This window comes from Leptolyngbya subtilissima AS-A7, assembly GCF_039962255.1.
Taxonomy (GTDB): Bacteria; Cyanobacteriota; Cyanobacteriia; order Phormidesmidales; family Phormidesmidaceae; genus Nodosilinea.
The window spans coordinates 201,441-216,843 of sequence record NZ_JAMPKY010000001.1; the positions used below are offsets into that span (position 1 = coordinate 201,441).

The window sequence follows — 15,403 nt, forward strand, 5'->3', positions numbered from 1 at the left end:
GGTGTTGGCTCTCGGAGCAGTTCTGTAACCAGGGTGCTGCACCAGTCGACGCGACCGATAAAAATTCTCAAGGCGATCGCTGGCGGCAGCGAAAAAGCTGCTCGAAAACACCCCAATCGTGAATGTGTCAGATCGCAGGGGCGCTGTTTCCCTTGGCTAAATGGAAAGATTCAACGAGCAAAAATTAGACTTCTGTGGCTACGTTTAGGTAGGGCGAAAACGAAGCCCTTTCATCAGGGGTCAGGCGCTTGGGACGCATGGTTTTAGCATCCACAAACAGACCTTTTTGCACGCCCTCAGCGGCCAACACCTGGTCGCCATTATAAAACCGAAACTGCATCACTGCCGAGGCGTTGCGCAGCTCCGACAGCCACATCTGGGCCTGGACGCGATCGCCCAAATACAGCGGCAACTTATAAATAATGTTGGTTTCAACTAAAACCGGCGCGATTCCCTGTTTGAGCACTTCGTGAATGGGCATGCCAATGGCTTCTAGCAGCTTGAGGCGACCAATTTCCATCCAGTGAATATAGACAGAGTTATTCACATGGCCCGCGAAGTCAATTTGATAGGTATAAACCTCAAGATCAAACAGTAGCTTGTGCATAGTCTGCTCTCAGCCAAAGAATGAATCGATCTAAGTCACCGCCCAGTGACACGGTATCATGGTCACCGGGTGGTGACAAGCCAGCAAGAGGACTTTATGGCGCGCGACAAAGAAGAAACCAAGGCCCGCATTTTGGCTGCCGTCGGCAGGCTATTAGCCGAATCTGGCTTTAAAGGTCTAGGGGTGAATGCGATCGCCCGTGAGGCCGGAGTCGATAAAGTTTTGATCTACCGATATTTTGAAGGGCTGCCGCAGCTGCTCCAAAGTTTTGCTAAGGAGGGTGACTACTGGCCATCAGTAGAGGAATTGGTGGGGGATGAGTCTACGGTGAATGCCGAAACTCTGGCCGGCTGGATGGCCTATCTGCTGTCAAGATTTTCAGACAATTTGCAAGAGCGCCCCATGACCCAAGAAATTTTGCGGTGGGAACTGCTTGAGGGCAATGAATTAACCCGTGAACTTGCCCATGTACGAGACAGATTTGCTCTAGACAGCCTAAAGTTTTTAGAAGAAAAAGGGTCTTTTCCTCCAGACAAAGATATTCCAGCCATTAGCGCTGTTTTAGTAGCGGGAGTGGTCTATCTCATGCTGCGAACTAAGTCTAGCAGCACGTTTATGGGCATCGACTTTAGCTCGCCTGCTGGTTGGCAGCGCATTCAGGCCGCCCTTGACTCCATGGTTCAGCTAACAGTTGCAGACAGCAAAAAATAACCGGTGACTTCGCTCAGCCACCGGTTATTTCAAATTTGCAGGGCTGCGATCGCTAGGCCAAAACCTTGGCAGGCGAGAGCGTCAGCACATCAACGCCGTCTTTGGTCACCACTACGGTGTGCTCAAACTGGGCCGACAGGGAGCGATCGACAGTAATTGCCGTCCAGCCATCCAGGAGCACTTCAGCCTCATAGCTGCCAATATTGATCATCGGCTCAATGGTGAACACCATGCCGGGACGCAGCTTTTTGCCCTTGCCCTTTTCGCCATAGTGAGGAATCTGCGGAGCGGCGTGGAAAATGCGGTGGACGCCGTGGCCCACAAAGTCGCGCACCACCGAGAAGCCTTCACCTTCAGCATATTCTTGAATGGCCGCACCGATGTCGCCCACCCGAGCCCCGGGCTTGACCGCACGAATTCCGCGCCACATGGCTTCTTCGGTGACTTCAACCAGACGACGGGCGGTGGGGGAAACATCGCCTACCAAGAAGGTGCGGGAGGTGTCGCCGTGGTAGCCGTCCAAAATGGGGGTGACATCGATATTGACGATGTCGCCGTCACGCAGCACGTCTTCGCCGTTGGGAATGCCGTGGCAGATGACTTCGTTGATGCTGGTACAGATAGAGCGGGGAAAGGGCATCACCGTACCGGCATAGCCCAAGGGAGCACTTTTAGCACCGTGCTTTTGGGTCCAGGTCTCGGCCAAGTCGTTCAGTTCTTGGGTGCTGACGCCGGGCTTGACGTGGGGAGTCAGATAGTCGAGCAGCTGAGCGGCGAGCTGGCAGGCTTTGCGCATTTTTTCTAGCTCGCGGCTAGAAAGGAGAGTGATAACTTCGGAGGGTTGCTTTTGTTCTTCCACGGTATCTTTGGCTCTGGGTGAATGGCTGGGGGTGAGTGCCTTAGCTATAGAGTAGGCATTTTCTCGGCGATAGAAACATTGAGGGTCTAAACCGACCGCTCCTGCCCAGCAGTAATTCCCTGGGTGATGATGCCAAAAATGCCATGCCGCTAGTATAGCAACCGACGTTCTACTGCTCATGGTTTGCTAAGTGCTTGCGTGTTTTAATGCCGGCTTTTTTTGACCAGAGGTAAGCTGATGCGTCCTCTGCTTGATGATGTCGCCCCCTTGGTGTGGTAGTAGGTCCATCCATCGTTACCCTCGCGGGTTATAGCGGTAGTTTGTTCTGCATTGCACAATGGTGCTCACCAAAGCCTGTTTCTTGAACAGTGAGTAGGTTGGCTGATGCCTTACCAAGTGCGCCCTGCAACCTTAGACGATCTGCCCAGTCTCACAGCCCTGCTAGAGGCGTACATGCAGGAGACCTTTCAGCGCCCTTGGGGTGGCACCTCCCAAAAGCTGGCCCAGGACGGGTTTGGAGCCGAGTTTGAGCTGATAGTGGCGGAAACAGAACCGCTAACGCCAATTGCCTTTGCCGCCTGGGGATCTCATTATGATCTGCACCACTGCATGAAAGGCGGTGTGATCATTGATTTGTTCGTCGATCCGGCCCATCGTGCTAGAGGCGTGGCGGCGCAGCTGATGATGGCGATCGCCGCTCAGGTTCAGCAGCGAGGTGGTGAGTATATTACCGGCGGAGCCGTCGATAACCCCAGCGCTCAACGGTTTTATCGGCGCTGTGCCCACAGCTTTTCAGCGGTAGAGTGCTACGTGTCAGGCCGGGCGTTTCGGCGATTGGCAGAGCTATCGGGCCAATCCATAAGCTACGTGGTGAGAAACCTACCAGAAGTCTCCTGGAACTACGAACCCTAATCGCCCCAGAGGCGGCGGCGGGTGGGGCCTTGGAGGCGATCGTGGGTGTCGCGCAGCAGAGTGGGAATATCTAGCTTTTCCGGGCAGCGGGGCAGGCAGTCGCCGCAGTCGGTGCAGCGGTTGGCCTTGCGGCCGGGGAACCAGTGACCTGCGTTCTCAAACATGCGGTACCGGTATTCGCCAAAGGGCTGCATGTCGTAGGCCACCGCCAGATTTCTGAGCCGCAGCACTTCTGGAATATTAATGGCTTCAGGGCAGGGCAGGCAGTCGTAGCACTGGGCGCAGCGATCGCTCCCTAAAGCAGCAGATTCCTGTACCGAGAGCCGTTCTAAGGCGGCGAGTTCGGCGGCGGTGAGGGGATAGGTGCGATCGCCCAAGCTTTCTAAAATTGCGAGTTCTGCCGGGATGGCGGGACCGGTGCTAAGGGTGGTGATGCGCGGGTCGGCCAGCAGCCAGCGATAGGTCAACTCCAACGGGGTAAACGGTGCGCAGAGTTCCTCAAGCTGGGCGGGCGGGGTGTAGAGCATACCGCCCTTGTCGCCAGGGGAGATGATGAAAATACCCATATCTCGCTCAGTGGCGAGGTTGAGGATGGGGGCGTGGCGCTGAAATAAATAGTAGTAGTGCAGGTTGACGAAATCGAACTGATCAGTAGCGATCGCCCCCTCGATCACCTCCCGACTGCCGTGGGTCGAAAACCCCACGTGGCCAACGCGGCCATCGGCTTGAAAGCGCCGCACCGCCGCCATGCAGCCCTGGGGATCGCTCACCCAGGCTAGGTGCTCAGGGGTGTTGAGGCCGTGGATGGCGAGACAGTCAATTTGGGGCAGTCCCAGCCGTTCCAGGGATTCCTCTAGGCGCTGAGTCATTGTGGCGGCGTCAGGCTGAGGTGTAACTTTGGTGGTGATTACCAAGTTGTCTGGCACCGCTGCTGTTTTGAGAAAAGCCCCTAACCAGCGCTCGCTAGTGCCATAGGCCTGAGCAGTTTCGATGTGGTTGATGCCCAGCGCCAACCCAGCGATCAGAGTGTCGCGAAACACCTTCTCAGAAGCCAGAGCGCGCATGATGCCCAGAGATAGCACCGAGAGCGATAGATTGGTGCGACCGAACCGCCGATAGTCCATAGCTGAAAGGTTTAAGGGGGCAGGGTATAGGGTTTAAGGGGTGGCCATAAACCCTGAGCCTTGTACCTTATACCCTAAACCCTTTGCCCTACGAGTCAGAGCTTTCCAGCGTATCGTTGCTGGTGGAGGACTTGCCCCGGTGGGTGAAATCGGAGGGGTTGATGTTGGCCAGAAAGGCTTGAAACGCTTTCTTCTCAGCCTCATCGGCGTCGGTATCGACAGGGATAGAGGCCTCGGCGACGACTTCTTCCATCACCCAGATGGGGGCGTCAAGGCGCAGAGCGATCGCGATCGCATCACTGGGGCGCGAGTCTAGCTCGCGGCGAATTTCGCCCTTGGAAAGGGTGAGCAGGGCAAAGTATGTGTTGTCTTGTAGGGAGTGAATGACCACGCGCTCCAGGGTCATATCCCACTCATCGAGCAAGTTGACAAACAGGTCGTGGGTGAGGGGACGGGGGGCGGGCTGGTTTTCGAGCACCGCGATGATGGAATTGGCCTGCTCGCGGCTGATGTAGATTGGAACCTGTCGGCGATCGGTAGTGTCTCGCAGCAAAATTACCGGAGTTCGCGACATCGCATCTAGGGCAATCCCGGCGACTCTCATTTCAATCATTGGTTTGGCCTCTTGGATCCGTTGATTGGCGTGCTCTAGGGGTGTTTGTCAGCCTGGAACCGATACTATTACTAGTGTACTGGGCTGTTTGCGTACCGGGCGATTTCTATGGATGGCAGGCTGAGGGTTACCCAGTGAAGCGATTCTAAAGCGACTGTGGGCGGGGGTTGCCCCCTTAGTCTACCTAAGCTTATCTATCAGCAGATGGAATACGGGATACTCTAAAGAAAAAAATTATTGCTTTAAGTATGCCCCGATTGGGCCCTAGGTGGGTCGCAGTTTCCCTGAGAATTTTCTTAAGGTTACAGCCATGTTTACTGGACTGATTCAAGCGACGGGTATGCTCTTTCACAAGGGCGATACCCAGGTCTACCTGCGCTGGGAGACCAGCCCACTGCCTGGTTCCCTTACCGATGTCGAACTGGGGGATAGCATCGCGGTAGATGGCATTTGCCTGACGGTAGAAACCATGTTGCCCGATGGCTTTGTGGCCGCAGTTTCACCGGAAACCCTCGATCGCACCTCCCTGGGCAACCTCCCCGACGGCAGTCGAGTCAACCTGGAGTCGTCACTGCGAGTGGGCAGCAAAATTGGTGGTCACTTTGTCACCGGCCACATCGACGGGCAGGGCCATCTAGAAGCGGCGATCGAAACCGACAACGCCTGGAAGCTTAGTTTTACCGTGGGCGATCGCCGGGTGGCCCGCTACATCGTGCCCAAGGGCAGCATTGCGGTGAATGGCATTAGCCTGACGGTGGCCGACTGTAGCCCCAGCGGCAACTGGTTCGCCGTGGCGGTGATCCCTGTGACCTACCGCGAAACCACCCTGCAACACCTGCGCCCTGGCCAGGCGGTGAACCTGGAGGGCGACGTGCTGGGTAAGTATGTAGAGAAATTCACGGTGGGCAAGGAGGATTCTGCGGCAGGAGGAGATGGGCTGTCGCTAGAGTTTTTGACAGAACACGGCTACTGATGCGATCGGCCAACACAGTCTGCTTTCGGGTCGGTTGTGCTATCAAAGTCAAAGAAAAAAGTTGGGCTAGGCGCAGATGAGGTGACGGCAATGGCTGACGCAACCCTTTACCTACTGTGCGGCAAAATTGCGGCGGGCAAGTCTACTAAGGCACGCGAATTGGCGAGCCAGCCCGGTACGGTTTTGATTGCCCAGGACGAGTGGCTGTCCACCCTCTACCCTGACGAGCTCAACACGCTGGCTGACTACGTTCGATGTAGCACGCGCCTCAACAGCGTGATGGGCACCCATGTTGAGGCGTTACTGAGAACGGGGCTCTCGGTCGTCCTCGACTTCCCAGCCAACACGGTGAAAAGTCGGCAGTGGATGAAAGCGATCGTTGAGCGAGCTGGAGTTGCCCATAGTCTGTATTACCTAGACGTGCCGGATGCCGAGTGCAAGCGGCGGCTGCGCCAGCGTAACGAAAGCGGCACTCACGAATATGCGCCAACCGAGGCTGATTTTGACCAGTTCACCAGCTATTTTGTGCCGCCCGCCCCAGAAGAGGGCTTTAACGTGATCACTATCCAGGGCTGAAGGCACTAGATCCACCCCGGCAGGAGCCAGCGGCGGTGGAGCGCTTCTAGCGAGAGGGGAGTGCCGAGGTAAAGGGGGAGCCAGAAAAGAAAGCTGAGGGCGATCGCCCCCAGCAGCACCAGAGCCAGCGGGCGATCGCGAGGGTGCTGCCACCACTGCGCCATTAGCCACGCTAGCCCCAAGGTGCTAACCGCCGCCATGCCCATCGCATGATACAGAAACGTGCAGCGACTCACCAGCGCCCAGGGCAGCCAGTTCGCTAGGTAGTTAAGCAGAATAAACAGCACTACGGCATTGCTTGGGGACCTAACCCCGCGATTTTCACCCGTCACTCGCCGACTCAGCCAGCCCAGGCCCAGAGCTAATACAGCCGCTGTCCCCAGCCACCACAACACTGGGTTCCCCATCGCGTGGATGGTCGTGGCTATGCCGTCAGCGCGTTCGTAAAAGTAGGCTACCGGGCGCATCATCAGTGGCCAGCTGTGCCAAGGCGAGCAGTAATCGTGACCTGCCCCCGCTGCGATCGATTGGTGGGTAGACCAAAGGCGACGGTGAATGCCCACTAGCGATTCGCCCGTTAACGCTAGATGGGGCAGCCACAGCAGCAGGTAGGTCGCCAAGGGAATCACGCCTAGGTAGGCCGCCCGCATGCGCCAGCGGTTGCCCCTCATCCCCCAGCCCCTTCTCCCTAAGGGAGAAGGGGCGCCAGAGAAAACTTCAAAGTCCCTCTCCCCTGGGGAGAGGGATTTAGGGAGAGGGGCTTCCCCATCGCTTGTGAGAATTTCCCACAGCAGCAGGCCCAGCCACAGTCCTGCCCAGTTCCACTTCACGCTGATGGCGGCCCCCAGGGCGATGCCTGCTACCCAGCGCCAGCGCGAGGAATGTTGGGCCTGACCTGCCCTGACCCATGCCCACTGGCCCAGCAGCCCCAGGGCCAGCCCGTAAATATTGATCAACGCCAGGCGCGACTCTACTAGAGTCAGCCCTTCCATCGTCATTAGCAATCCGGCCACCAGGGCGAAGGTGCGATGGCGCTGGGGTGGATAGTCATGGCTGAGGGCAAAGGCCAGCGCCGCCAACAGTACCGGAATTGTTGCGCCCACGATCGCATTCAGCCAGCGAAAGGCCAGCGGACTGACCAAAGCACCCTCTACCTCCACCGTGGGCCAACCCAGCCAGGCAACGGGCCACTGCCCAATCCAAATGCCCAAGGCGATTAGGTATTTGGCCAAGGGCGGGTGGGCGTCGAAGCTGGGCGTTCCCTGTAAATAGTCGAGCGAGAAGGGGACGTAGTAGATCTCGTCGAAGACTAGGCCATGGATGCGGCCCAGGCCAACCAGGCGCAGGCTGAGGGCGAGCGCCCCCAACCCCAGCATCCAACCCCAGAGAGGCACCCGACGAATCACTACTGCCCTTGGGCGGCCATGCGCTCTTTCATGCGATCGCGAAACGCCGCCAGATCTTCCGCTGAAGGTTGGGTCCTCTGCCAGGCGGGGCGATCCATCAGGCGGCTAGTCCAGGCTTGTAGGGTGGGGTAGTCGGCCATAGGCAGGCCCAACTGCTCAAACCAGGGAGCAAAGGTGCCCGCCACCACATCTGCCAGGGTGAGCTGCTCGCCGCAGAAAAAGGGGCCATTCCCCAGCTTGTCGGTATAGAACTTGAGCACCACCTCGGCCTTTTGCTTGGCCTGGGCGATCGCCTCCTCTGGGTCTTGGCCAAAGCCCATCATCTGTTTGATCAGCGGGTTGATGGCGGGCACCAGCTCGTTTACCGTCACCATTTCAACCATGCGCATCGTGGCGATGCCCTCAGGAGTGGTTGCCAGCAGCGAAGTCGTGGGGTACTTGGCTTCTAAATAATCCAAAATGGCGAAGGATTCAATGACCGTGAAGCCATCATCGACCAGCACGGGAATGTGGTGAAAGGGGTTGAGTGCCAAAAACTCAGGCTGAAATTGCTCTCCCCCCATGCTCATGGCCATTTCCTCGAAGGGCAAATTCTTCTCTAGCAGCGCCACCCAGACGCGGCGGGAGTTGACCGACAGCGGGGTATGGTAAAAGGTCAGCATGATCAAACCTTGCCTCAACAGGCTGAATGTCTGTGATCCAGCATTTCACAGGAAGTACTCTGATCCCCACGATTTATTTGTAATGAGTTACGTTCGCCCCAACATTGATGCGATGGCTGGCTACGTGCCGGGAGAACAGCCTCGCCCTGGCACAAGCATTATTAAGCTCAACTCCAACGAAAACCCCTATCCGCCCTCTCCCCAGGTGATCGAGGTGCTGCGGCATTTCGAGGATGAGCTGCTCAGGCGGTATCCTGACCCTTTTGCCCGTAACTTTTGCCAGGCGATCGCCGATGTTCTAGGCGTACCGGCGGACTGGATCATTGTGGGAAACGGGAGCGACGACCTGCTCAATCTTTTGGTGCGCGCCTGTGCCGACGACGCAGCCCGCTCGATTGTTTACCCCACCCCGACCTACGTGCTATATCGCACCCTGGCGGCGCTGCAACCTGCTACCGTAGTCGAGGTTCCCTATCCCGACGATTTTCAATTTCCTTTAAAGGATCTGGTGGCGGCCCAGGGGGCGATTACGTTCATTGCCACTCCAAACAGCCCTTCGGGCCACGTGGTAGCGCTGTCTGACCTGCGAGACTTAGCCCAGCAGGCTTCAGGACTAGTCGTGGTTGATGAAGCCTATGTCGATTTTGCTGAAGGTTCAGCGCTGTCGCTGGTGCAGGAATTTGACAACGTTATGGTGCTGCGCACCCTATCGAAGGGCTATGGGCTGGCGGGGCTGCGGCTAGGGTTTGGGATTGCCAATCCGGCGCTGTTGGCTGAGCTATTTAAGGTCAAAGACAGCTACAACGTCGATGCCCTAGCGATCGCCCTAGGAACGGCAGCCATGCGCGATCAATCCTACAAAAACACCTGCGTAGACAAAATCAAATCCTCGCGGGCGACGTTAACAAAAGAACTGCGGCATCTGAGATTTACCGTGCTCGATTCCCACGGCAACTTTGTCCTGGCTACGCCGCCCCAGCCCAACGCCGAGCAGCTGTATCTGGCCCTAAAAGAGCAGGGCATTTTGGTACGCTACTTCAAACAACCCCGGTTAGACGACAAGCTGCGAATTTCGGTAGGCACCGAGGAGCAAAACCACTCCCTGATCGCCGCCCTAACCCGTCTAACCCACGCCTTGTAATCGCTATGACTGAGCCAGGGACTGTCTATATTGTTGGGGCCGGGCCGGGGAGCATCGACTACCTCACCCTGCGGGGGCGCGACCTGTTGCAGCGGGCCGAGTGCCTGGTGTACGACGCGCTAGTGGATGAGGAGCTGCTGGGGTTGTTGCCGAGGGGGTGCGATCGCATCAACGTTGGCAAACGCGGTGGTCTGCCCAGCACCGCCCAAACCGACATCAATCAACTCTTGGTCAGACTGGCACTAGAAGGGCGTCAAGTGGTACGCCTTAAAAGCGGCGACCCCTTTATCTTTGGCCGCACTGCCGCCGAAGTGCAGACCCTACGCGAGGCGGGTTGTCCAGTAGAAGTTGTGCCCGGCGTTTCGTCGGCTCTGGCGGCCCCGCTGCTGGCGGGTATTCCCCTCACCGACCCGGTGTGGAGCCACGGCTTTGGCGTTTTTACCGCCCACGATCTTGATCTGCTTGACTGGCCCACCCTGGCTCGCCTGCGCACCCTGGTGCTGCTCATGGGCAGTCGCCACCTCGAAGAAATCGTTCACCGCCTGCGCCAAAACGGCTGCCGAGGCGACATGCCAGTGGCCATTATTCGCTGGGGCGGCCACCCCCAGCAGCAGGTGTGGGAAGGCAGCCTGCTCACCATTTGCCAGGCAACTCGCGGCGAAACCCTCTCCCCCTGTGTGATGGTGTTTGGGGAAGTTGTCCGCCTGCGTCCTTATCTGGCTTCGGGCAAGCAACCAACCCAAGATTCAAAATCCAAAATCCAACATTCTGGAGAGAGCCCTGGAGCGGTGCATTGCTTCGTGAATGCACCCTACGCATCCCATCACCCCATCACTCCCCTCCCTCTCACTCAAAAGACCATCCTCATCACCCGTGCGGCCGAACAATCCAGCGCCTTTGCTGACTTGCTCATCACCCAGGGAGCTACGGTGATCGATCTCCCCGCACTGGAGATGCGATCGCCGTCGAGCTGGGCTGGGCTAGATGAAGTGATCGCTGCTCTTCCCACCTTCTCTTGGCTGATTCTCTCCTCGGCTAATGCGGTGAATTTCTTTGTGGATCGGCTGCTGGAGCAGGGGAAGGATCTGCGCGCCCTGAGTTCGCTCAAAATTGCCGTGGTGGGGCGTAAAACGGCGGCGGTGCTAAGACAACGGGGATTGGTACCAGACTTTATTCCCCCCGACTTTGTTGCCGATTCCCTGGTCGGTCACTTTCCTGAAGCGGTGGCGGGGCAGCGGTTGCTATTTCCCCGGGTAGAAAGCGGCGGTCGGGAAGTGCTGGTGCAGGAGTTCACCGCCGCCGGGGCCGAGGTGGTGGAAGTGGCGGCCTACGAATCGGGCTGTCCAGAGTTCGCCGACCCAAACGCCTTGACAGCCCTGAAAAGTGGCAATGTGGATGTGATCACCTTTGCCAGTTCGAAAACCGTGGTGCATACGGCTCAGCTTTTGGAACAGGGTTTAGGTGCGGACTGGCGCGAGGTGCTGAAGGGGGTGGCGATCGCCTCCATTGGCCCCAAAACCTCAGACAGCTGCCGCGAGCTTCTAGGCCGGGTGGATATTGAGCCAGCGGAATATACCTTAGATGGACTGACGGAGGCGATTGTCACATGGGCCAGCGCATTATCGGCCTAACCGGGGGCATTGCCACCGGCAAATCAACCGTATCCGAGTACCTGGCGCGAGTACACCACCTGCCCGTGCTGGATGCCGATATCTACGCTCGTCAGGCCGTGGAGCCGGGGTCGGCGGTGTTGGGGGCGATCGCCAATCGCTACGGAGCATCTCTGCTTCACCCCGACGGCACCCTGAACCGGGGAGCGCTGGGGGAAATCGTCTTTAACCAACCCGCCGAAAAAGCCTGGCTAGAGCAGCAGATTCACCCCGTGGTCCGCCAGCGTTTCGGGGAGGCGATGGCTGAGCTGACCGAGGCTCCCGTCGTGGTGCAAGTCATCCCACTTTTGTTTGAGGCCAACCTAGCTGATCAGGTGAGCGAAATTTGGGTGGTGACCTGTCCCTTTGATCGCCAACGTCAGCGCCTCATGGAACGCAATGGTTTGACTGCCGAGCAGGCCACCGCCCGCATTCAAAGCCAGATGCCCTTGGCAGACAAAGTGGCCTTGGCGGATGTGGTGATCGACAACTCCGCCGACTTGGCCGCCCTATCCCGTCGGGTGGATGAGGCGTTGCAGCACACCCCCGAGGGCTTCCGGCGCTAGGGCCGTATTGGGCTTAGAAAAAGCGGCATAGGGGCTGCCCTGGGTTGGTCCCTGATGCCGCAGCCACAGTGCACAGAGCGTTGTACGAGAGGGGATGTCGGGCCAGAGCTTTTGGTGATTTGACAGGTCGAGCACGGTAGCCAGATCGGTTTGGCGCTGTAGCCAGTGGCGCAGGGGGGCACTGTTGCTCTGGGCCCAAAAGGGGTCGAGTAACACCCCGCAGCGACCGCCGGGCCGCAGGAGTTGCAGGCTGCGTTCTAGAAATAACCGAGACCAAAAAAGCCGATTCTGGCTCAGGCCATCAGGCCCTAAGCTGCTGTGGGGATATTGGTCAGAGCGGCGCAGGTAGTTACTCAGCCAGGTGAACTGGCCCCGGTACTCGGCCCAGGCTTGGGTGAGGTCGTGGTCGATGGTCAGCACCGGTTGGCGGTTGTGCCGAAAGGTAGAGGGAGCCACGTTTTTTTGCTCAAACAGAGTGGCATAGCGTTCCACAAAGCCCGCTTGGGTCGCCTCCACGGCCCCGCGAGGGAAGTGGCTGAGCACGATGTCGAAGCCGCCTTGATCGCGCCGCTGCTGGTGAAAATAGAATCCCCAATGGAAGGGCTGAGTGGCATCGACATCGGTCTGGTTCAGGGGGCGAGTGGGGCGATCGCCCGTCGGATCGGGCACCCGTAGGCCCAGCTGCTGGCTGCCCTCGCTCCACAGCAGGTGAGTGAGCTTGCCTTGGGCAATGGCGTCGAGTTCGTCGAGGCGATCGCGCAAAAAGTCGGCCTGGGCGTAGGCGGGCACGCTGCCCACTTCGGCCAGCAGCTGAGTCTGGCTGCGGTAGTGCTCTAGGCGCACCTGGCGCTCACCCAGCACAGACTGGTAGCTGTCAGCGATCAAGGGTTGGAGCAGATTTCCCTGGAGCGGAACGGCTTGTTCGGGATCTTTGACCCCACGTCGGGGCGGCACCTGATCGAATCGTTCGTCATCGACGCGCACTAGACCGACCAAAGCATTGCCCTGAAGCACGGTCAGGGTGAGGTCAGGCAATGCGGTGAGTTCTGTCGGTTGGCTGGTGTGCTGCACGCCCTGAAGCCACAACTGTAGCCGCGCTAGCTCTACCGCTGGGGGCCACAGGTCAAGGCCGTAGAGGGCGTGGGTGGCCAGGTGTTGGTAGAGGCCTAGGGTGGGGTTGTTGGGGGACGGTTTGGCCCAGTTGGGAATAGTTTTGGCAGAATTTTGGGTGGCGATCGCCCGCAATCCCAGGGCCAATTCCATCAGCTGATTGAGCGCCGCTACGAGAAAGCGCCCTGAACCACAGGCGGGGTCGAGTAAGGTGAGCTGCCCTAGCTCGGTCAACAGCGTTCCGGCCTCGGCGGGGGAAAGTTCCTTCAAAAGCTGTTCGGTGGAGCGATGGCGACGCCCGATCAGCACTTCAGCACGGTCGAGTAGGGTAGCGTGGATGGTGCGATCGCACAGTGCCCCTAGCAGTGGTGCTGGCGTTGCCATGGCGACTCCGTCATAGCTATTGACCGCCTGCTCTAGCAGCATGCCCAAGCCCGCGTCTAACCCAGCGGGCGTCGCCGCTGCCAGATCGGCCAGCCAGTGAAGGGTGGGCTCAAAGGCAGCATCGGGTAGGGGAACGTGGCCCCAGCGCTGGTCTAGTTCTGTAAATCGAAACGGCCCTGTGGGCACAAAAGGCAGTGGCCCTAGCCGCTGGCGCAAAGCTGGGGGGCGCTCCTCGGCGGGCAGGGTAAACCCCTGCTGGCAAAGCGGCTGTAGCACCTGTGAGAAGAAGCCATCTAGCTCGCGCTGCTGGCTCTGGCCAAACTGATTGTGTAAATACCACTCGTCACCGCCCAAGTAGCCCCGCTGTTGCAGGGCCGCCACGGCAATCAGCCGCGTGAGCAGCAGCGTGGCGTAGTGGCGGCGTTGACTGCCGGGTAAGGGCACCAGGGCGTCGGTCAACGTCTGCCAGCTCCGCTGAAAGCCTTGCACTAGGGTGGGGGTGGGGGGCTGCTCTACCGTAAGGCCCATGGTGCCTAGGGGGAAGGAGATTGTTTGTCCGCCATGGCGTAGTCGCGAAAGCGGTTGAGGTCGTCTTGCAGCGTAGCTTCGACCAACCGACCGAGGAACAGCCCGTCCATCCACTTGATGACGCCAGGCACCGAGTAAGACACGGTGAGCTTGACGGTTGACTGACCCTCTTTGCGATCGTAAAAGCGAATGGCCCCTCGGTTGGGCAGCCCGTCGATCGCCTCCCACTGAATAATCTGGTGGGTGACTAGGTTGGTGATCTTAGAGCGCCAGGTAAACTCAAACCCGCGGGAGGCCAGCTTCCACTCTGAAATCTCGGGGTCGGCATCGGAGACTTTGACAGAGTCGATCCACTTCATCCAGCGGGGCATCTGCTCTAGGTCAGACCACAGATTCCAGGACGTTTCTACCGGCACATCAACATCTACCGCTACGCTGTGATCGAGCCATTCACCCATGGTTTACCCCTGCCACTAATTAAGGCTGTGCCGCTGGCGCTTGCGAAGGCCATTGCAAAAGACAGGTGCGATCGCAAACTCAGTGCCAATGCGGTATTCCACGCCAGCACTGAGCCTATTCTACCCGTATTTCTTCGGACGCACTTTGTCTCCGCTGTTTTGTCGGTGCTACATTCCCTTGCGCGCTACTAAGGTGCGGTGGCGGGGGTCGCTGGGCACTGCGATGGGTGGCTCAAAGCCAGCCTCAACCAGGGCTGCTTCTAAATCAAAGGTGTAGTAGTCGTCGCTCCAGGGTTCGGTGCTTTTCATCAGGGTGAAGAGCACCGGGGGAAGCGCCTGAATCACGGGCGACTTGGGGTTGTTGTCGACAATGGCCAAGACCCCGCCGGGCCGCAGCACTCGCCGGGCTTCGGCAAAGATGGCCTGGGTAGCGGTGCGGGGTAGTTCGTGGGCAACAAACTGCATCGTCACCACATCAAACGACGCAGCGGGGAAGCCGGTAGCTTCTGCCGCCCCGTGTACCCATTGGGCAATTTCACGGTTGGTATCTTGGGATTGAGCCACCGCTAGCATGTAGGGCGACAGATCGAGGCCCACGGTGCGCACCGGATTTCTTTGAGCGTAGTGGCGGTGCAGACTGAGGGTAGAAATGCCCACCGAGCAGCCCACATCCAAAATGTCTGTCACCTCGGCTGGGCCATGCTGATCAAGCACCTCAAGAAAGCTGTGGCGCAGCCGGGCTTGAGCTGTTTGCCAGGACAACTCTTCCTGGGGCCAAACCCGCAGGGCCATGGCGTAGGTGGCGGGGGCGGCCTCAAAGGCGGCTTGCCAGCAGAGGTTGCCCTCGCTGTAGGCGTGGAAGGGCACTTGGTAATAGTCAGGATAGACCACCGCCGAATTGGTTAACTCATCCAACCGCTGACGCATTTCGGGAGTGTCGAGATCGAGGCAGGTTTGTCGCCAAGGAACACCATTTTTCTCGGCGGTTTTAATAAGCACCTGGCGGGCCTGGCGCTTCATCAGGGCGTAGAGAGCGGGGGTTTGAATGGCGCGGTTGACAATGCGCGAGAGCAGATCTTCGCCGGCCCAGTCGGGCTTGAGTTTAGTCGTGGTCATGGACGCGG

Annotated in this window: 16 protein-coding genes; 7 read left to right on the top strand and 9 right to left on the bottom strand. The window is 58.5% G+C overall.

The features are described 5' to 3' along the window. Window positions 1-184: 184 nt before the first annotated feature. Window positions 185-607: an acyl-CoA thioesterase gene (locus tag NC979_RS01010; protein WP_190522901.1), complete on the bottom strand. Its 423-nt coding sequence runs from the start codon at window positions 605-607 to the stop codon at window positions 185-187. Window positions 608-652: 45 nt separating this feature from the next. Here NC979_RS01010 and NC979_RS01015 point away from each other — a divergent pair, with 45 nt between their 5' ends. Next, the gene (locus NC979_RS01015; RefSeq protein WP_431190999.1) at window positions 653-1,318 is read left to right on the top strand and encodes a TetR/AcrR family transcriptional regulator; all 666 of its coding nucleotides are present in this window, start codon (window positions 653-655) and stop codon (window positions 1,316-1,318) included. A 52-nt stretch (window positions 1,319-1,370) separates the two neighbouring features. Here the strand turns inward: NC979_RS01015 and map are convergent, their stop codons facing one another. Further along, window positions 1,371-2,357, bottom strand: a complete 987-nt coding sequence (map, locus tag NC979_RS01020; RefSeq protein ID WP_431191000.1) for a type I methionyl aminopeptidase — start codon at window positions 2,355-2,357, stop codon at window positions 1,371-1,373. A gap of 204 nt (window positions 2,358-2,561) precedes the next feature. Between map and NC979_RS01025 the strand changes: the two genes are divergently transcribed. Next, entirely contained in the window at window positions 2,562-3,089 is a 528-nt protein-coding gene (locus NC979_RS01025; protein WP_190522906.1) for a GNAT family N-acetyltransferase, read from the top strand. On the opposite strand, the gene NC979_RS01030 is transcribed toward NC979_RS01025, so the two are convergent. Both NC979_RS01030 and NC979_RS01035 read right to left on the bottom strand, forming a co-directional pair. Further along, the gene (locus tag NC979_RS01030) at window positions 3,086-4,213 is read right to left on the bottom strand and encodes an aldo/keto reductase (protein WP_190522908.1); all 1,128 of its coding nucleotides are present in this window, start codon (window positions 4,211-4,213) and stop codon (window positions 3,086-3,088) included. The two genes, NC979_RS01025 and NC979_RS01030, sit on opposite strands and share 4 nt — an antisense overlap. Window positions 4,214-4,301: 88 nt before the next feature. After that, a complete protein-coding gene (locus NC979_RS01035; protein WP_190522910.1) occupies window positions 4,302-4,826 on the bottom strand; it encodes a bifunctional nuclease family protein in 525 nt (174 codons plus the stop codon). A gap of 310 nt (window positions 4,827-5,136) precedes the next feature. Between NC979_RS01035 and ribE the strand changes: the two genes are divergently transcribed. Together ribE and NC979_RS01045 are read left to right on the top strand one after the other, a co-directional pair. Further along, entirely contained in the window at window positions 5,137-5,799 is a 663-nt protein-coding gene (ribE, locus tag NC979_RS01040) for a riboflavin synthase (RefSeq protein WP_190522912.1), read from the top strand. 90 nt (window positions 5,800-5,889) lie between these two features. Then, complete coding sequence (locus NC979_RS01045; protein WP_190522916.1) at window positions 5,890-6,375, top strand: P-loop nucleotide/nucleoside kinase family protein; 486 nt, start codon at window positions 5,890-5,892, stop codon at window positions 6,373-6,375. A 5-nt stretch (window positions 6,376-6,380) separates the two neighbouring features. Here the strand turns inward: NC979_RS01045 and NC979_RS01050 are convergent, their stop codons facing one another. Both NC979_RS01050 and NC979_RS01055 read right to left on the bottom strand, forming a co-directional pair. Next, window positions 6,381-7,781 carry a phospholipid carrier-dependent glycosyltransferase gene (locus NC979_RS01050; protein WP_190522917.1) on the bottom strand — a complete coding sequence of 467 codons (1,401 nt, stop codon included), beginning with the start codon at window positions 7,779-7,781 and terminating at the stop codon, window positions 6,381-6,383. After that, the gene (locus NC979_RS01055; RefSeq protein ID WP_190522920.1) at window positions 7,781-8,443 is read right to left on the bottom strand and encodes a glutathione S-transferase family protein; all 663 of its coding nucleotides are present in this window, start codon (window positions 8,441-8,443) and stop codon (window positions 7,781-7,783) included. Before NC979_RS01055 ends, NC979_RS01050 begins: the two co-directional genes overlap by 1 nt. A gap of 82 nt (window positions 8,444-8,525) precedes the next feature. Here NC979_RS01055 and hisC point away from each other — a divergent pair, with 82 nt between their 5' ends. The 3 genes from hisC to coaE are packed head-to-tail and all read left to right on the top strand — an operon-like array spanning window position 8,526 to window position 11,799. Next, the gene (gene hisC / locus NC979_RS01060; protein WP_190522922.1) at window positions 8,526-9,584 is read left to right on the top strand and encodes a histidinol-phosphate transaminase; all 1,059 of its coding nucleotides are present in this window, start codon (window positions 8,526-8,528) and stop codon (window positions 9,582-9,584) included. Window positions 9,585-9,589: 5 nt separating this feature from the next. Then, the gene (gene cobA / locus NC979_RS01065; protein WP_190522926.1) at window positions 9,590-11,215 is read left to right on the top strand and encodes a uroporphyrinogen-III C-methyltransferase; all 1,626 of its coding nucleotides are present in this window, start codon (window positions 9,590-9,592) and stop codon (window positions 11,213-11,215) included. Further along, window positions 11,191-11,799, top strand: coding sequence for a dephospho-CoA kinase (coaE, locus tag NC979_RS01070; RefSeq protein ID WP_190522928.1), 609 nt, complete (start codon window positions 11,191-11,193; stop codon window positions 11,797-11,799). Before cobA ends, coaE begins: the two co-directional genes overlap by 25 nt. Here coaE and NC979_RS01075 read toward each other — a convergent pair. From NC979_RS01075 to NC979_RS01085, 3 genes are all read right to left on the bottom strand, one after another. Continuing rightward, on the bottom strand, window positions 11,743-13,821 hold the full coding sequence (locus NC979_RS01075) for a DNA methyltransferase (RefSeq protein ID WP_190522930.1): 2,079 nt from the start codon (window positions 13,819-13,821) through the stop codon (window positions 11,743-11,745). The two genes, coaE and NC979_RS01075, sit on opposite strands and share 57 nt — an antisense overlap. A 5-nt stretch (window positions 13,822-13,826) precedes the next feature. After that, on the bottom strand, window positions 13,827-14,279 hold the full coding sequence (locus NC979_RS01080) for an SRPBCC family protein (protein WP_190522932.1): 453 nt from the start codon (window positions 14,277-14,279) through the stop codon (window positions 13,827-13,829). A gap of 168 nt (window positions 14,280-14,447) precedes the next feature. Further along, on the bottom strand, window positions 14,448-15,395 hold the full coding sequence (locus NC979_RS01085) for a class I SAM-dependent methyltransferase (protein WP_190522934.1): 948 nt from the start codon (window positions 15,393-15,395) through the stop codon (window positions 14,448-14,450). Window positions 15,396-15,403 lie beyond the last annotated feature (8 nt).